This is a genomic window from Streptomyces sp. NPDC060035 (genome assembly GCF_042736635.1).
Taxonomy (GTDB): domain Bacteria; phylum Actinomycetota; class Actinomycetes; order Streptomycetales; family Streptomycetaceae; genus Streptomyces.
On the sequence record NZ_JBHWVO010000005.1, the window covers coordinates 310607 to 326400 of the forward strand.

The following is a 15794-nucleotide window of genomic DNA, read 5'->3' on the forward strand; positions in this document are numbered from 1 at the left end:
GTGCCCGTCGGCTACCGGTCGGGCTCAGGATCCTTGAGCCAGTTGATGAGTTCGGTCGAGAACGCGACCGGATCCTCCTCGTGGGGGAAGTGCCCCAGACCGTCGAAAAGTCGCCAACGGTACGGCGCTTCGACGTACTCCCCGGATCCCGCGGAACTACGAGTACGGATCGCCGGATCGAGTGAACCGTGCAGATGCAGCGTCGGTACGCGCACCGGGCGCTTCATCCGCCGGTTGAACTGGACGCCGTCCGGACGGGCCAGCGAGCGCACCATCCAGCGGTACGGCTCGATGGCGCAGTGAGCCGTCGAAGGGATGCACATGGCACGGCGGTAGACGTCCACCGTCTTGTCGTCGGGAAAGTCCGAGGTCCGCGGGCCCGACCAGTCCCGGATCAGTCGGCCCACCAACGCCGCTTCGTCCGCGACGAGCTGACGCTCCGGAACCCACGGCCGCTGGAACCCCCAGACATGCGAGCCGGCCCGGGACTGTGCGAAATCGGAGAGCATCGAGGAACGCCACCGGCGCGGATGCGGCATCGACGACACCACGAGACGCCGTACCAGCTTGGGCCGCATCACCGCGGCCGTCCAGGCGAGATAGCCGCCCATGTCATGTCCGACCAGGGCCGCGTCCGGCTCGCCGAGCGAGCGGATCACACCGGTGACGTCGAGTGCCAGGTTGGCCGGGTCGTAGCCCCGGGGCGTACGGTCGCTGCCGCCCACCCCGCGCAGGTCCATCGCGACCGCGCGGAACCCGGCGTCGGCGAGCGCGGTCAGCTGATGGCGCCAGGTCCACCAGAACTGCGGGAAGCCGTGAAGCAACAGCACGAGCGGCCCGTCGCCGAGCTCGGCGATATGGAAGCGGGCACCGTTGGCCGCCACATCGCGGTGGGTCCAGGGACCGTCGAGACGTACGGGACTGCCGGAACCGGCTGCCGGTCCCAACGGTCCCGCTGGGCCGGCCGGGCCGGGTGCGCTGAAATCGGGGTCGGTCATGTCGACGAGCGTGCCACAGAGGCCGCCTTGTCCTGGACCGGACGGTTCTCGATGGCCTTGTCCGCAAGGGTGCTGCCCTGCGCCCGGCCGATCGCACCCGCGGTGACGGTGGGGCGGGGGTGCGGCTTGACGCCCTGCAGGACCGCCGCGGTCTGCTTGGCCGAGGCGATGGACTTCTCCGGCGGCTTGACCTTCTTGAACTTGGCGAGGCCGAAGAGGGCGAGCAGAATCCCCAGCAGAATGAACGCGCCGCCCACGATCAGGAACGACCAGGCGAGCCCGAGCCCGAGATTGTGGATCCCGTAGGCCGCCGCGAAGCTGAGCACGGGGATCGCGAACAGAATCAGCACGCCGGTGACGATGAACGCCACACTGCCGATCACGCCGCGCTTGACGTCCTGGCGTACCTCGGCCTTGGCCAGGGCGATCTCGTCGTGCACCAGCGCGGACATCTCAGCCGTCGCCGAAGCGAACAGCTGTCCGAGACTACGGTCGGCGCTGCCCGCGTAGTTGCCGGGGTCGCTCATCCCTGACTCCCTCTCCTCTTCAGTACATCCGATGTCAGATCATGCCGGACTGTCCGGCTTGCTGCTCGCTGCCCCCGCCTGTTCGGCAAGGCGACGGTGCTCGGCAGCCTTCCTCTCGTGGATCGCAGCCATCCGCAGGTGGTACTCCGGGTCCTCCTGCTCGTAGATGTCGGGCACACCCGATTCGTCCTCGTCGAGCTCCTCCCCCTCATACAGGGCCCTGTATCTGCGTACCCGGACTTTCAGCAGTACACCGGAGAGTACGGCGGCAATGAGGGAACCGAGCAGGACCGCGGCCTTGACCTCGTTGATCATGTCCTCGTCGCCCGCGAAGGCGAGCTCTCCGATGAGCAGCGAAACGGTGAAGCCGATTCCGGCGAGCGTGGCGACGGCAAGCACATCCGCCCAGGCCAGGCCCTTGTTCAGCTCCGCCTTGGTGAAGCGGGCGACGAGCCAGGTGCCGCCGAAGACGCCGATTGTCTTGCCGACGACCAGGCCAAGAACGACGCCGAGCGCTTCGGGCCGGGTGAAAACGCCTGCCAGGGCATCGCCCTTGAGGGTGACACCGGCCGAGAAGAGTGCGAACACCGGCACCGCGAACCCGGCGGACAAAGGGCGCACCAGGTGCTCGATGTGTTCGCCGGGGGAGTGCGACTCGCCTTCGCGCCGGGTGCAGCGGAGCATGAGGCCCATGGCGACACCGGCGATCGTGGCGTGGACGCCGCTGTTGTACATCAGCCCCCAGATCACCAGGGCGAGCGGCAGGTAGACGTACCAACCCCGGACTCCCGCGCGCAGCAGGACATGGAAGACGGCCAGACCGGCGAAGGCGCCTGCGAGAGCCAGGAGGTTGATGTCCTCGGTGAAGAAGACCGCGATGATCAGGATCGCGAACAGGTCGTCGACCACGGCGAGAGTGAGCAGGAACGCGCGCAGTGCCGCCGGCAGCGAGGTGCCGATGACCGCGAGAACTGCCAGCGCGAACGCGATGTCGGTGGCGGTGGGGACTGCCCAGCCGGCTGTGGAACCTCCACCGAGTACGGCGGCCAGGGTGTAGACGACGGCGGGAACGGCCATGCCGCACAGCGCGGCGGCTACGGGCAGGGCCGCTGCCCGGGGGTCGCGCAGTTCGCCCGCCACCAGCTCGCGCTTGAGTTCGACGCCTGCGACGAAGAAGAAGACGGCGAGGAGTCCGTCGGCCGCCCAGTGGGACACGGAGAGACGGAGTCCCAGCGTTCCGGGGCCGAAGTGGAAATTGCTCACGGCTGCGTAGCTGGACCCGGCGGTGTTCGCCCAGATCAATGCGGTGACGGCGGCGGCCAGCAGGATGACGCCGCCGACCGTCTCGGTGCGCAGTGCCTCGGCGACATAGTTCCGCTCGGGCAGGGAAAGGCGGCCGAGCAGGGCACGGCGGGGGGACGGGGGTACAGGCGCGGCCACGAGGGGAGACCTCCGGGTCGGTACGGCAGCGATGGCATGGCAGATGCACGTGCCGACCAGACTTCCCGGCGCCCCTGTGAAGATTTGATATGAGGTTGTCGACCTGCTCCATTGACGAAGCAGTCGTCACTCTACCGGGGCGCCGATGGACGTATCCGGTGCTCGTCGCCCATCGACGTCCATCGAAGCTCATCTTCGCCCCTGGATGCCCGAGGGGCATCCGGCGCGTTGCCGGATGCCCCTCGGAGCCGTACGAAGAAACTGGACGCTCGGTGCGGACTCTGGTCCCTGGTCAACCGGTCCCTCGGCCTGTGGTTCTCGGCCTGTGGTCCTCGGTTCGTGGTCCGCAGTCCGCAGTCCGCAGTCCGCAGTCCGCAGTCCTCGGACCGCAGACCGCAGACCGCGGCGTTCCTGCGCTCGGCCTTGTTCGTCGTCCTTGGCTCAGTCCTCGGTGGACGCGGTCGGCAACTGCGTCTGGATGAGGTCCATCACCGAGGAGTCGGTGAGTGTGGTGACGTCGCCCAGCTCACGGTTCTCGGCGACGTCACGGAGCAGACGCCGCATGATCTTGCCGGAGCGGGTCTTCGGCAGCTCGGCGACCGGCAGAACCCGCTTGGGCTTGGCGATCGGGCCGAGCGTGGTGCCGACATGATTCCGCAGCTCGGCGACGAGCTCCTCGGAGGCGGTGGCCGTACCGCGCAGGATCACGAACGCGACGATGGCCTGACCGGTCGTCTCGTCATTGGCACCGACCACGGCCGCCTCGGCGACCGACGGGTGCGACACGAGAGCCGACTCGACCTCGGTGGTCGAGATGTTGTGCCCGGACACGAGCATGACGTCGTCGACCCGGCCGAGCAGCCAGATGTCACCGTCGTCGTCCTTCTTGGCACCGTCGCCCGCGAAGTACTTGCCCTCGAAGCGCGACCAGTAGGTGTCGATGAAGCGCTGGTCGTCGCCCCAGATGGTGCGGAGCATCGACGGCCAGGGCTCGGTGAGGACGAGGTAGCCGCCCCCGCCGTCCGGTACCTCGCGGGCCTCGTCGTCGACGACGGTGGCGGAGATACCGGGCAGCGCGCGTTGCGCCGAGCCGGGCTTGGTCTCCGTGACTCCGGGAAGCGGCGAGATCATCATCGCGCCGGTCTCCGTCTGCCACCAGGTGTCCACGATCGGGCAGGCGTCGGCACCGATGTGCTTGCGGTACCACATCCATGCCTCGGGGTTGATCGGCTCACCGACCGAACCGAGGACACGCAGCGACGACAGGTCGAACTTGGCGGGGATGTCGTCACCCCACTTCATGAACGTACGGATCGCGGTCGGCGCGGTGTAGAGGATCGTGACGCCGTACTTCTGGATGATCTCCCAGAAGCGCCCCTGGTGCGGGGTGTCGGGCGTGCCCTCGTACATGACCTGGGTCGCGCCGTTGGCCAGCGGGCCGTAGACGATGTACGAGTGTCCGGTGACCCAGCCGATGTCGGCGGTGCACCAGTACACATCCGACTCGGGCTTGAGGTCGAAGACCGCTTGGTGTGTGTACGCCGTCTGCGTGAGGTATCCGCCCGAGGTGTGCAGGATGCCCTTCGGCTTACCCGTGGTACCCGAGGTGTAGAGGATGAAGAGCGGGTTCTCCGCCTCGAAGGCCTCGGGGGTGTGCTCGGTGGACTGCCGGCCGGTGATCTCGTGCCACCAGACGTCACGGCCCTCGGTCCAGGCGGTGTCCTGCCCGGTGCGACGGACCACGAGAACGTGCTCGATGCTGTCGAAACGGGAGACGGCGTCGTCCACGGCGGGCTTGAGTGCGGACGGCTTCCCGCGGCGGTAGCCGCCGTCGGCGGTGATGACGACCTTGGCGTCCGCGTCCTGGATGCGGGCCGCGATGGCGTCGGCGGAGAAGCCGCCGAAGACGACCGAGTGAGCGGCACCGATGCGGGCGCAGGCCAGCATCGCGACGGCGGCCTCGGGGATCATCGGCAGATAGATGGCGACCCGGTCGCCCTTCCCGACACCGAGCTCGGTGAGGGCGTTGGCGGCGCGGGAGACCTCGTCCTTCAGCTCCGCGTAAGTGATCGCACGCGTGTCGCCGGGCTCGCCCTCGAAGTGGATGGCGACCCGGTCGCCGTTGCCTGCTTCGACGTGGCGGTCCACGCAGTTGTACGCGACGTTGAGCTTGCCGTCCGCGAACCACTTCGCGAAGGGAGGGTTGCTCCAGTCGAGCGTCTCGGTCGGCTCAGTGGCCCAGGTCAGGCGGCGGGCCTGCTCGGCCCAGAAGCCCAGCCGGTCCGCATCGGCCTGCTCGTACGCCTCCACTGTCACGTTGGCGTTCGCGGCCAGATCGGCAGGCGGTGCGAACCGCCGCTCCTCCTTGAGCAGATTGGCCAGGCTTTCGTTGCTCACGACATCTCCCATTCCCAGGGTGTCCGTTGTGTCCCGGGGGACAGCTCATCAGGCCGCAGGCCAGGTGACAAGTGTCTGCCCGGAATTGGTTTAGACCTGTGTCTCGTGTATGGGGGCACGCGCCCCGCTTCCGCAAGCGGCGTTGTGCGCTGCGGAAGCGGGACCACAAGGTCTCACGGACCTGGGAGGCATGCGGTTCAGGCGTCGACCGCTGTGCCGGGTGCTGCGCGGGCAGCTCGGACGGGCTGAGCGCAGGGTTGAGGGGTGAGTCCGGGGCGGCTCGGGCCGGGTTCCGGGCCGGGTTCCGGGCCGGGGGCGACCCGGGCGAAGACCTCGTCGGGGCCCGTACCGGAACTTTCTCCCTCGGTCAGCAGGTACGCCTGCGCCTCGCCGACGTGAAAATACATTCCGTGGAGCTGCAGGGTGCCCGCAGCGAGCCGACGCGCGACCGAGTCATGGGCCCGCAGATGATCCAACTGCTGGACCACATTGGTCAGACAGAGCTGCTCCACCGCATCGGCGGGCAGCCGGCCGGAGATCCGCGCCCAGGTGTGGTGGCGGGATCCCATGCGCTCCAGGCTCGGCAGGCCGTGCCGCAGCCAACGCCACAGAGGCGTTTTGGGAGTATCCGGCGCGCCCCCCAACAGAGCCTGCATGGCGCCGCATCCGGAGTGACCGCAGACGGTGATCGACTCGACCTTCAGCACATCCACCGCGTACTCGATCGCGGCAGCCACGGAGTCGTCGTTGCTCTCCTCGCCCTCCGTATCCGGCAGGGGAACAAGGTTGCCGACGTTCCTTACGGTGAAGAGGTCTCCCGGACCGCTTGAGGTGATCATGCTCGTCACCAGGCGGGAGTCGGCGCAGGTGATGAACAGCTGGGAGGGCTGCTGGCCCTCGGCGGCCAGCCGGGCCAGCTCTTCGCGAACCAGCGGGGCCGTCGTGCGCTGGAACGAGCTGAGGCCGCTGAGCAGCCAATGGGCGCCGCGCCGGTCGCCGGCATTGGCAGCTGTGGCGCGGGCCGTCATGGAGGCCGCCGCTGTGGAGGCCGCGCTCGCGATGGCGTGCTCCGACCGGTCGTGGCAGTGGTGGTTGCGCCACGGGGTCCAGGGGCGACAGCAGGAATGGGCCGCCGACGCCGGCTCGGCGATCCGGCCCCCCGACCGCCCGGTGAAGACGATCCGGCCACCCAGGGCGGTCTGAGTGGTACGCCATTCCTGGATCGTCTCGTACGCCGCATGGTCCATGAAGAAGCCATCCAACTCGACGATTGCGTCGGCCCCTTGAGGGAGCCGCCCGAGCGTCCGGCTGAGCCTGGGCACAGCCAGGAAGGTCAACTGCCCTCGGACGGTCACCAGATACCTGCCCTCCTGCTCCGACACCGTGATCCGGGTGTGGGCAAGTCGGTGCAGGGCAAAGGCCACCGCCACGGCGATGCCGATAGCTACACCCTGGAGGACGCCGACCAGGATCACGCCGGAAATCGTGGCTCCGTACACCGGGAATTCCCGGTGCTTGTGGACGTTACGGATGTGAGCGAAGCTGACCATCTGAATGCCGACCACCATCACCAGGGCGGCGAGCGCAGCCAGCGGGATCCACTCGAGTGCCGTGACCAGCAGCACGGCGGCGAGCAGCACCCAGAAGCCGTGCAGCACCGTGGCGGCGCGCCCCGTCGCCCCCGCCCGCACATTCGCCGAACTGCGCACCGCGCCCCCGGATACGGGCAAACCGCCGAACATCCCGGCCAGCGCGTTGGCCATGCCCTGGGCGCGCAACTCGCGGTCGAGATCGGAGCGCTTTGCGGGCATGGCCGGTGCCGTGCCGTCCTTGGGTGTGGCGGCTGCCCGGTCGGCAGCCAGTTTGTCCACGGAGACTGCGGAGAGCAGGGATTCCAGACTGGCCACCAGCATGACCGTGAGGACTGCGGTGGCCAGGGCGGCAACAGGCCCCTGTGGCAGCTCCGGCAGTGCATGCGAGCGCCAGGACGGCAGATCGACCCGGGCGATCCCGGGTGTGGCCACGGCGGCCACGGCCGTCGCGATCACCACAGCGGCGAGCGCTGCCGGAATCCGGCCCACCATGAGCCCGACGCGGCCGGGTAGTCGTGGCCACAGGACAAGCAGAGCGATGGTCAGTGCACCGATGGAAGGGGCGGCCGGGCTGAGCTGCGTCAACTGAGCGGGCAACGCACGGGCGTTGCCGAGGACGGAACTCTGGGGTGAGCCGCCGAGCACGATGCGCAGTTGGGCGAGCGCGATGGCCACACCGATGCCGGCGAGGGTGCCGTGGACGATGGCGGGGCTGACAGCCAGTGCGCTGCGGGCGGTTTTCAACGATCCCAGCAGGAACTGCAGGAGCCCCGCACCAATGGTGATTGCGCAGGTAGTTCGCCAGCCGTAGATCTGGATCAGCTCGGCTGTAACCACGGTCAGCCCGGCGGACGGGCCGCTGACCTGGAGGGGGGCGCCGCCGAGCAGTCCGGCGACGATGCCGCCGATGGCTGCTGAGACCAGTCCGGCCTCGAGTGGAGCGTCCATGGCGACGGCCAGGCCGAGCGACATGGGGACCGCGATCAGAAAGACAGTGATCGATGCGGACAGATTGGCGCCCGAGATGCGGAATCGGCGGCCTCGGGGCGGTGGTGGGGGGCTGTGCGTTCGCTTGATCCCCGAGGCGCGGGGCGGGCGCGAACTGCGGGACGTGTGGTCATTGCGGGTAGGGACGCAGGCAGGCATGTTCCCGTCTCCTCCGGGGCAGCGCGGTCGCGGAATGTGATGACGCGGCCGTGGGTCACGGCGTGCAGCGGCGGGATTTCTCAACTCTCAGTAAATGAATCGTAATGCAGAGTAAAGAACAGTGTCCATACTTTCGATCACATAGCCCATTGAGTCACCCCTTCAAGTGAATAAGCAGCTTTTCATCCGGCTTGTCGTACTGAATCCTGCAGAGCTGCGTGCGACGTTGACGGCGCCGTGTCGGTACTTCAACGCACGACTTCTGCAAGGAAGAGGGTGGACGGAATGATGGCCGCCACGAAGAGGATCGCCCTGGGCGCCGTAGCCACGGCATTGATTGCCGGCCTGGCGGGCTGCTCGGGTTTCGGTACGGGAGCCGGTGGTGCCGGGTCCGGCACCGGGAAGAAGTCAGCGGCCGACGCGGAGGAGCACTCCCCGGCGGCAGCACCCAAGGGAGCGGTCAAGGTCATCGGTGACGGCTCGACGGCCTATACCGGAGTTCAGCCGAAACTCCCCGTGGCGAAGCGCCTGAAGGCGGGCCAGAAGCCACCGCAGTTCGTGGTGTTCTCCTGGGACGGTGCGGGGGAGGACAGTCAGAAGCTCTTTTCGCACTTCCGCGGCGTCGCGAAGAAGTACGACGCGAAGATGACCTACTTCCTCAGCGGCGTGTATCTGTTGCCGGAGGAGAGGAAGGCCCTCTACGACCCTCCACAGCACTCGGCCGGCCGCTCCGACATCGGCTTCAACGACACGGACGGCATCCGCGACACCCTGGACGAACTACGCGCCGCCTGGCTTGACGGCAACGAGATCGGCACCCACTTCAACGGGCATTTCTGTGGCCCCGACGGTGGTGTGGGCACTTGGTCCGTCGAAGAGTGGAAGAGCGAGATCAGCCAGGCGAAGTCCTTCGTGAAGAACTGGAAGACCAACGCCCCGGTGCTCAAGGCCGAAGCGCCGCTGCCCTTCGACTACGACAAGGAACTTGTCGGCGCTCGCACACCCTGCCTCGAAGGGCAGAAGAACATGGTCGCAGCGGCCCGGAGGATGGGATTCCGCTATGACTCCAGCGGCGTCGGCAACCAGGTCTGGCCTGCGAAGAAGGATGGCCTCTGGGATCTCCCCCTCCAGCTCGTACCGGTTCCCGGCCGCGCTTTCGAGACCCTCTCGATGGACTACAACTTCATGTTCAACCAGTCCGGTACGACGCAAGGGGACCCGGATCAGCACGCGTACTGGGGCAACCAGATGCGGGACGGTCTGCTTCAGGCATTCGAGCGCTCGTACAACGGTAACCGTGCACCTCTGATCATCGGCAATCACTTCGAGTCCTGGAACGGTGGCACCTATATGCGTGCCATCGAGGAGACGATCAAGACTGTCTGTACCCAGCAGGATGTGCGGTGTGTCTCCTTCCGCCAGCTTGCTGACTGGCTGGATGCACAGGACCCGGGGACGCTGTCCAGACTCGGAACGCTGAAGGTCGGTCAGGAGCCCCAGCAGGGCTGGTCGTCCTTTCTTGGAGGGGTAGCTCCGAGGAAGGGCCTGGGCAGCCCCGCACCGGCCGAGTCGTCCGGCCAACCGGCCGGCAAGGGTGCCGACAGGAGCGCGGAGTAGGCCTCTCTCCGGATCACGCCCGGCCGGGCGATGGATCCGTCGGCGGGGTCACGGGCCCGCAGGCCGGTCCGGGGCTCGTCGGCCGGTCAGGCCGGCTGGGCAGCGCCCACGTCCGTGCAGCATTCCTTCAGTACGAAGGCGGGGTCGACCTGGGCAGCCAGGTCGGCACCCGTTTTCTCGTTGCCCCAGCTCTCCGCGTTCTTCAGGTGGAAGTGCACCATCTGGCGGGTGTAGCGCTCCCAGTCGCGCTGTTCGTACGAGTCCTCCGCAGCGTCCTGCAGGGCCTGCAGGGCCATCCGGTTGCCGGCCTCCAGCAGGTCGAACGGGGCCGGCCTGCCCTTCTCCATGCTCCGCACCCAGTCGGACTGACCGATTCCGACCAACAGGTCGTCGCCGACCTCCGTGCGCAGAAAATCGAGATCGTCCTCGCCCTGCACCTTGTTGCCGACCACCTTCAGGGCGACACCGAAGTCTCGTGCGTACTCCTTGTACTGGCGGTAGACCGAGACCCCTTTCCGGGTCGGCTCGGCGACCAGGAATGTCATGTCGAAGCGTGTGAACATCCCGGAGGCGAACGAGTCCGATCCCGCTGTCATGTCGACCACGACGTATTCGTCCGAACCGTCGATCAGATGGTTGAGGCACAGCTCGACCGCTCCGACCTTTGAGTGGTAGCAGGCCACCCCGAGGTCGGACTCGGTGAACGGGCCGGTGGCCATCAGCCGGATGTCGCCGTCGTCGAGCTTGACCGTCCGTGCGCAGGCTTCGTAGACGGGGTTGTCCTCGCGGACACGCAGCAGTCGTGAGCCCTCGCCCGGTGGAGTTGTTTTGATCATTGTCTCGGCGGACGCGATTCGGGGATTGCTGCCACGCAGGTAGTCCTTGATGAGAGGCAGCTGGGCCCCCATGGCAGGGAGCGCGGCGGCTTCCGTCTCGTCCAGGCCGAGCGCGGCCCCGAGATGCTGGTTGATGTCGGCGTCCACCGCGACGACATGAGCTTCATTGGCAGCGAGGTGGCGGATGAAGAGCGAGGACAGCGTGGTCTTGCCGCTGCCGCCCTTCCCTACGAAAGCGATCTTCATGTTCACCTAGGGTAGCGGTGTTGTCGCTCGCTGCTGTCGAACTTCGTGAAGAAGGCCACTCAAGGGAGGGATCCGCGCAGGGGACGCGTAGCCTCCCTACTTATGAGTACGACTGCCTCAGATCCGCTCGCCGCCCTGGGCGCCCTGCCGGGGGTCGCCGACGCGGTGGACTCCGTACGCAAGGCTGTGGACAGGGTGTACGGCCACCGTGTCATGCGGCGCCGCAGCAATGAGGTCACCGCAGAGGCGGCCCTGCGGGGCGCACGTGGCTCGGCGGCGCTCTCGGGCGCCGACTGGAATCTGGAGGAGGTGCGTCGGCGTACCGACTTCAGTGGCGAGGACGAGGCGCGCACGATCGGAGCGGCTCTGAGGCTGACCGCGGAGGCGGGGCAACTGCTCTCGATCTGGCGGCAGTCACCTCTGCGGGTCCTGGCTCGGCTGCACCTGGTAGCGGCCGGCGGGGCAACTCGTGATGATGCTGTTGGGCGCCCACGTCTGTCGGGTGAGCCGGTGGATGAGCCGCTTATCGAGGCGCCGGTCCCGGATGCCGACGAAGTCGCCGGGCGTCTGGAGGGGCTGTCGCAGCTGATCATCACCGGGAGTGCGGCGCCCGCGTTGGTGACAGCCTCGATCGTGCACGGTGAACTGCTGGCGCTGCGCCCCTTCGGCTCGCACAACGGTCTGGTGGCCCGGACCGCTGAGCGGATCGTGCTGATCGGCAGTGGACTCGACCCGAAGTCGATCTGCCCCGCCGAAGTGGGGCACGCGGAGCAGGGGCGGGCGGCGTATGTCGCGGGCTTCGAGGGTTATCTCTCGGGAAAGCCGGAGGGTATGGCTGCCTGGATCGCACACTGCGGGCGCTCGGTGGAACTGGGCACCAGGGAGTCGACGGCGGTGTGCGAAGCGCTGCAGCGAGGTGCGGCATAGAAGGCCCGTGACCTGGCGGACGCGCGCGGCGCGCTGCCCGGAAAGGGTTGCGGCGGTACCGATTCCGGTACCGCCGCTGGCATGTCCGCCCAGTTACCAAGCGTCCTCGATATATGCCCATCAGGTCGGGTTCTTTGCCCGTCACCTGGTGCGGCTGGCCCGTAATCGACGGGTCGACGTCGCGTGGGTGCTCGACTTTCATGCGCGGTCCGTGGGGCCGTCTCTGCGTGTAAAGGTGATCCTCTCGGATGTCCTTGGTCTCGCGGGCCGTTGAGTCCTTTGTACTCCAGGACCGGGAGTAGCGGAAGTCCTGGCCGTACTTCTTTACTTTTAGGTTCAAATAAGGGTGAGTCGGACACTGCTCGGCTATGGCGGCGGAGCCGTCGCGCAGCTCCGCCGGGGCCGCCGGTACAGCCTGCGTCAGGTGGTGAGCGAGGCGGCGCGGCGGCGGCGGTTGGTGTACCAGACCAGTCCCGCCGTGAGGGCGGCGGCGCCGACTGCTGCAGCGGCCACGAGCGCCGGGCGCGGCGGCATCGAGAACGTGGGCAGCCGCTGCTTGAGGCGGACAGGTCGATCGAAGACGAGAATCGGCCATTCCCGGAGGGTGGCCTCGCGCCGCAGTGCCCGGTCGGGGTTGACCGCGTGCGGATGGCCGACGGACTCCAGCATCGGTACATCGGTGGCGGAGTCGCTGTAGGCGTAGCAGCGTGAGAGGTCGTATCCCTCCGATGCCGCGAGCTCCTTGACAGCCTCGGCCTTCGTCGGCCCGTAGGCGTAGTACTCGACCTCGCCGGTGAAGCAGCCGTCGTCGCCGACGACCATCCGCGTTGCGACGACCCGGTCGGCGCCGAGCAGTTCACCGATCGGCTCGACGACTTCGGCGCCCGAGGTCGACACGATGACCACGTCCCGCCCGGCCATGTGATGTTCCTCGATGAGGGTCGCCGCCTCGTCATAGATGATCGGGTCGATCAGATCGTGAAGAGTTTCGGCGACGATCTCCTTGACCTGCTGGACGTTCCATCCCTTGCAGAGCGCTGAGAGATATTCGCGCATCCGCTCCATCTGGTCGTGATCGGCACCCCCGGCAAGGAACACGAACTGTGTGTACGCGGTGCGCAGTACGGCACGGCGGTTGATCAGCCCGCCTTGGTAGAAGGACTTGCTGAAGGTCAGCGTCGATGACTTCGCAATGACCGTCTTGTCCAGGTCAAAGAAGGCTGCTGTGCGCGGCGAGAAGCAGTTTTCCACAAAGGTGAGCATAGGGGCCCACCATTCGGCGTAAAATCCGGCGGGTGGGTTTGCCTGAGAAGGCTCTCGGGTACACCATGGAAGTCACGGATCGTTCGCGACCGTGCTAACCCGGTCCGGCTCCTCCCCCCCCGAGTCGGCCGTGGGGACGACCCCCGCTCTCCCCCCCGGCGGGGGTCGTCGCATGTCCGGATGTGTTTTTGCCGCCCGGAATCGAGCCTTCCCCTCCCTTCGCGCCTGTGTCGCTCCGACTCTGCCGGGGGCTCACTCGATCGTGCACCGTCACGCTGTGTTGCGGAAGGGTTGCGCTCCGAAAGTCGCCGGTATGAGCTACCGAGATATTCACAATGCCGAAGTTGTCCACAGTTCTCGAGCAAGATCCACATGTTTTTCCGAGGCACTGCATGTTGATTCCACCCGCGAAGTCCGCGGGTTCCGGAATCGCGCATCTCGGATCGGTCCGAGATCGCCGCGAACCGTACTGCAGGGGCAGTGAGAAGGGGGCGGAGATCGTGGCTGGATCCCTCGTACAAGAAGGTCAGCCGATCGGCGGAGAGCGGCGGGGCGGACCCTTGATCGTGACCGAGGACGTGGAGTTGCTCGACGATCTGCTGAGGCTGTGCGCGGCTGCCGGGGCGGTGCCGGAGGTTCAACAGGGCCCGCTCGGACGGAGGGGCGGCTGGGAACAGGCCCCGATGGTTCTGGTGGGTGATGACGCGGTCCTCCGGTGTCGCGGGATGGCCCGAAGGCGGGGTGTGATGCTCGTCGGGCGGGACCAGGACGACCCGGACGTGTGGCGCCGGGCTGTGGAGATCGGGGCCGAATACGTGTTGCGGCTGCCTGATTCCGAGGACTGGCTCGTCGACCAGATCGCCAATGCGGCGGAAGGTGTGGGCCGTCCCGCGCTCACTGTCGGAGTGATGGGAGGGCGGGGAGGCTCCGGCGCATCCACGCTGGCCTGTGCGCTCGCGGTGACCGCAGCCAGGTCGGGCAGGCGAACGATGCTGATCGACGGCGACCCTTTGGGCGGCGGCATCGACGTGCTGCTCGGGGGTGAAGGAAGCGACGGAATGAGGTGGCCTGATTTCGTCCGTTCCAAAGGCAGGGTCGGCGGCGGCGCACTTGAAGAGTCCCTGCCTGCCCTGCACGGGCTGCGCGTGCTCAGTTGGGGGCGGGACGACGAGGTGGTCATCCCACCGCAGGCCATGCAGGCAGTGCTCGCGGCCGCGCGCCGGCTCGGCGGTGTGGTCGTCGTGGACCTGCCGCGCAGGGTCGACGAAGGCGTTGCCGAGGCGCTTGCACAGCTGGACCTGGGGCTGTTGGTGGTGCCTGGAGAGCTCAGGGCGGTTGCGGCAGCCAAACGCGTGGCGTCGGCGGCCGGAATGGTGCTGGAGGACCTGCGGGTAGTCGCGAGGGGTCCCTATTCCGCAGGGCTCGACGAGGAGTGGGTGGCACAGGTGCTGGGGCTTCCCCTCGTAGGAGATCTGCCCCTGGAAATCGGGCTGACGACGGCACAGGACGGTGGCGAGCCGCCGGGTGGCAGTCCCCGAGGCCCACTGGCCCGGTTCTGTACAGCGTTCTGGGACAGGGCGGATGTGCCGGGCGGCGGGGGCGGCCTTGTCGCAGGGCATTCCGGGGGAGGCGTGTCATGACGGAGGCCCTGCTCGACGCGGTTCGGCAACGGCTGGCCCGTAGCGGCGAGGCGCCGACTCCAGCTGGGGTGGCGGCCGCCCTGAGGGCGCAAGGCCGACTGCTCGGCGATGCAGAAGTGCTGGGGGCAGCAGAGGAGTTGCGTGGCGAGCTGGTCGGCACGGGCGTACTGGAAAGGCTGCTGGCAGACCCGGCGGTGACCGACGTCCTGGTGTCCGCGCCGGACCGGGTGTGGGTGGACCGGGGAGGCGGACTCGAACTGACCGGGGTCACCTTTCCGGATGCGGCAGCTGTCCGGAGACTGGCACAGAGGCTCGCCGCCGTGGCGGGGCGCCGACTGGATGACGCCCGGCCGTGGGTCGACGCGAGGCTGCCCGACGGGACCAGGATGCATGCGGTGCTGCCGCCCGTGTCCGTCGGCTCGACATGCCTGTCGCTGCGAGTGGTTCGGCCCCGGGCATTTGCTCTGGCGGAGCTTGTTGGGGCGGGCACGGTCCCGCCCGGCGGCGACCGGTTCCTGAGAGCGTTGGTCGAGGCGAGGGTCTCGTATGTGATCAGCGGAGGAACCGGCGCGGGTAAGACGACCTTGCTGTCGAGCCTGCTGGGCGCGGTCGGGGAGCAGGAACGCATCGTGCTTGCCGAGGATTCGGCGGAACTGCGTCCGGATCACCCCCACGTGGTGCGCCTGGAGTCGCGTCCCGCCAATCAGGAAGGGGCGGGGCGGGTGACGCTCCGGGACCTGGTGCGCCAGGCGTTGCGCATGCGCCCCGACCGACTGGTGGTGGGAGAGGTGCGAGGTGCCGAGGTGACGGAGCTGCTGGCCGCGCTGAACACCGGACACGAGGGCGGGTGCGGCACGGTGCACGCCAATGCTGCGGAGCATGTCCCGGCCCGTCTGGAGGCCCTGGGGACTGCTGCCGGGCTCGACCGGGCGGCGCTGCACAGCCAGTTGGCTGCCGCGCTTTCCGTGGTGCTTCATCTCGTACGGGACCGCGCGGGGCAGCGGAGGCTCGCCGAAGTGCATGTGCTGGAGCGGGATCCGGCGGGGCTGGTGGTTACGGTGCCCGCGCTGCGCTGGGGCGCCGATGGATTCGTCCGGGAACGTGGCTGGGAGCAGCTGGAGTCGCTGGTCGGGGGTGCGCCGTGACAGCCGCCGGTCCGGGTTCC

At 67.8% G+C, this 15794-nt stretch carries 11 protein-coding genes; 4 read left to right on the forward strand and 7 right to left on the reverse strand.

The features are described 5' to 3' along the window. Nucleotides 1–11 precede the first annotated feature (11 nt). The 5 genes from ACFWBQ_RS10635 to ACFWBQ_RS10655 form a co-directional block, all read right to left on the reverse strand. Nucleotides 12–998: an alpha/beta fold hydrolase gene (locus ACFWBQ_RS10635; protein ID WP_385486294.1), complete on the reverse strand. Its 987-nt coding sequence runs from the start codon at nucleotides 996–998 to the stop codon at nucleotides 12–14. Continuing rightward, the gene (locus ACFWBQ_RS10640; RefSeq protein WP_385486296.1) at nucleotides 995–1525 is read right to left on the reverse strand and encodes a phage holin family protein; all 531 of its coding nucleotides are present in this window, start codon (nucleotides 1523–1525) and stop codon (nucleotides 995–997) included. The genes ACFWBQ_RS10635 and ACFWBQ_RS10640 overlap by 4 nt, the downstream gene beginning before the upstream one ends. Before the next feature lie 39 nt (nucleotides 1526–1564). After that, the gene (nhaA, locus tag ACFWBQ_RS10645; protein ID WP_385486298.1) at nucleotides 1565–2965 is read right to left on the reverse strand and encodes a Na+/H+ antiporter NhaA; all 1401 of its coding nucleotides are present in this window, start codon (nucleotides 2963–2965) and stop codon (nucleotides 1565–1567) included. 441 nt (nucleotides 2966–3406) lie between these two features. Continuing rightward, complete coding sequence (gene acs / locus ACFWBQ_RS10650) at nucleotides 3407–5374, reverse strand: acetate--CoA ligase (protein WP_385486300.1); 1968 nt, start codon at nucleotides 5372–5374, stop codon at nucleotides 3407–3409. Between the two features lie 185 nt (nucleotides 5375–5559). Continuing rightward, entirely contained in the window at nucleotides 5560–8100 is a 2541-nt protein-coding gene (locus ACFWBQ_RS10655) for a SulP family inorganic anion transporter (protein ID WP_385486302.1), read from the reverse strand. A gap of 285 nt (nucleotides 8101–8385) precedes the next feature. Between ACFWBQ_RS10655 and ACFWBQ_RS10660 the strand changes: the two genes are divergently transcribed. Beyond that, nucleotides 8386–9717, forward strand: a complete 1332-nt coding sequence (locus tag ACFWBQ_RS10660; protein WP_385486304.1) for a hypothetical protein — start codon at nucleotides 8386–8388, stop codon at nucleotides 9715–9717. Nucleotides 9718–9803: 86 nt separating this feature from the next. Here ACFWBQ_RS10660 and ACFWBQ_RS10665 read toward each other — a convergent pair whose 3' ends face one another. Continuing rightward, nucleotides 9804–10799, reverse strand: a complete 996-nt coding sequence (locus tag ACFWBQ_RS10665) for an ATP-binding protein (RefSeq protein WP_385486306.1) — start codon at nucleotides 10797–10799, stop codon at nucleotides 9804–9806. Between the two features lie 102 nt (nucleotides 10800–10901). Here ACFWBQ_RS10665 and ACFWBQ_RS10670 point away from each other — a divergent pair, with 102 nt between their 5' ends. Further along, a complete protein-coding gene (locus ACFWBQ_RS10670) occupies nucleotides 10902–11726 on the forward strand; it encodes an oxidoreductase (protein ID WP_385486308.1) in 825 nt (274 codons plus the stop codon). Between the two features lie 420 nt (nucleotides 11727–12146). Here ACFWBQ_RS10670 and ACFWBQ_RS10675 read toward each other — a convergent pair whose 3' ends face one another. Further along, on the reverse strand, nucleotides 12147–12989 hold the full coding sequence (locus ACFWBQ_RS10675) for an HAD family hydrolase (protein ID WP_385486310.1): 843 nt from the start codon (nucleotides 12987–12989) through the stop codon (nucleotides 12147–12149). Between the two features lie 566 nt (nucleotides 12990–13555). Between ACFWBQ_RS10675 and ssd the strand changes: the two genes are divergently transcribed. Both ssd and ACFWBQ_RS10685 read left to right on the forward strand, forming a co-directional pair. Then, a complete protein-coding gene (gene ssd / locus ACFWBQ_RS10680; protein ID WP_385486312.1) occupies nucleotides 13556–14629 on the forward strand; it encodes a septum site-determining protein Ssd in 1074 nt (357 codons plus the stop codon). Continuing rightward, a complete protein-coding gene (locus tag ACFWBQ_RS10685) occupies nucleotides 14626–15774 on the forward strand; it encodes a TadA family conjugal transfer-associated ATPase (protein WP_385486314.1) in 1149 nt (382 codons plus the stop codon). Before ssd ends, ACFWBQ_RS10685 begins: the two co-directional genes overlap by 4 nt. Nucleotides 15775–15794 lie beyond the last annotated feature (20 nt).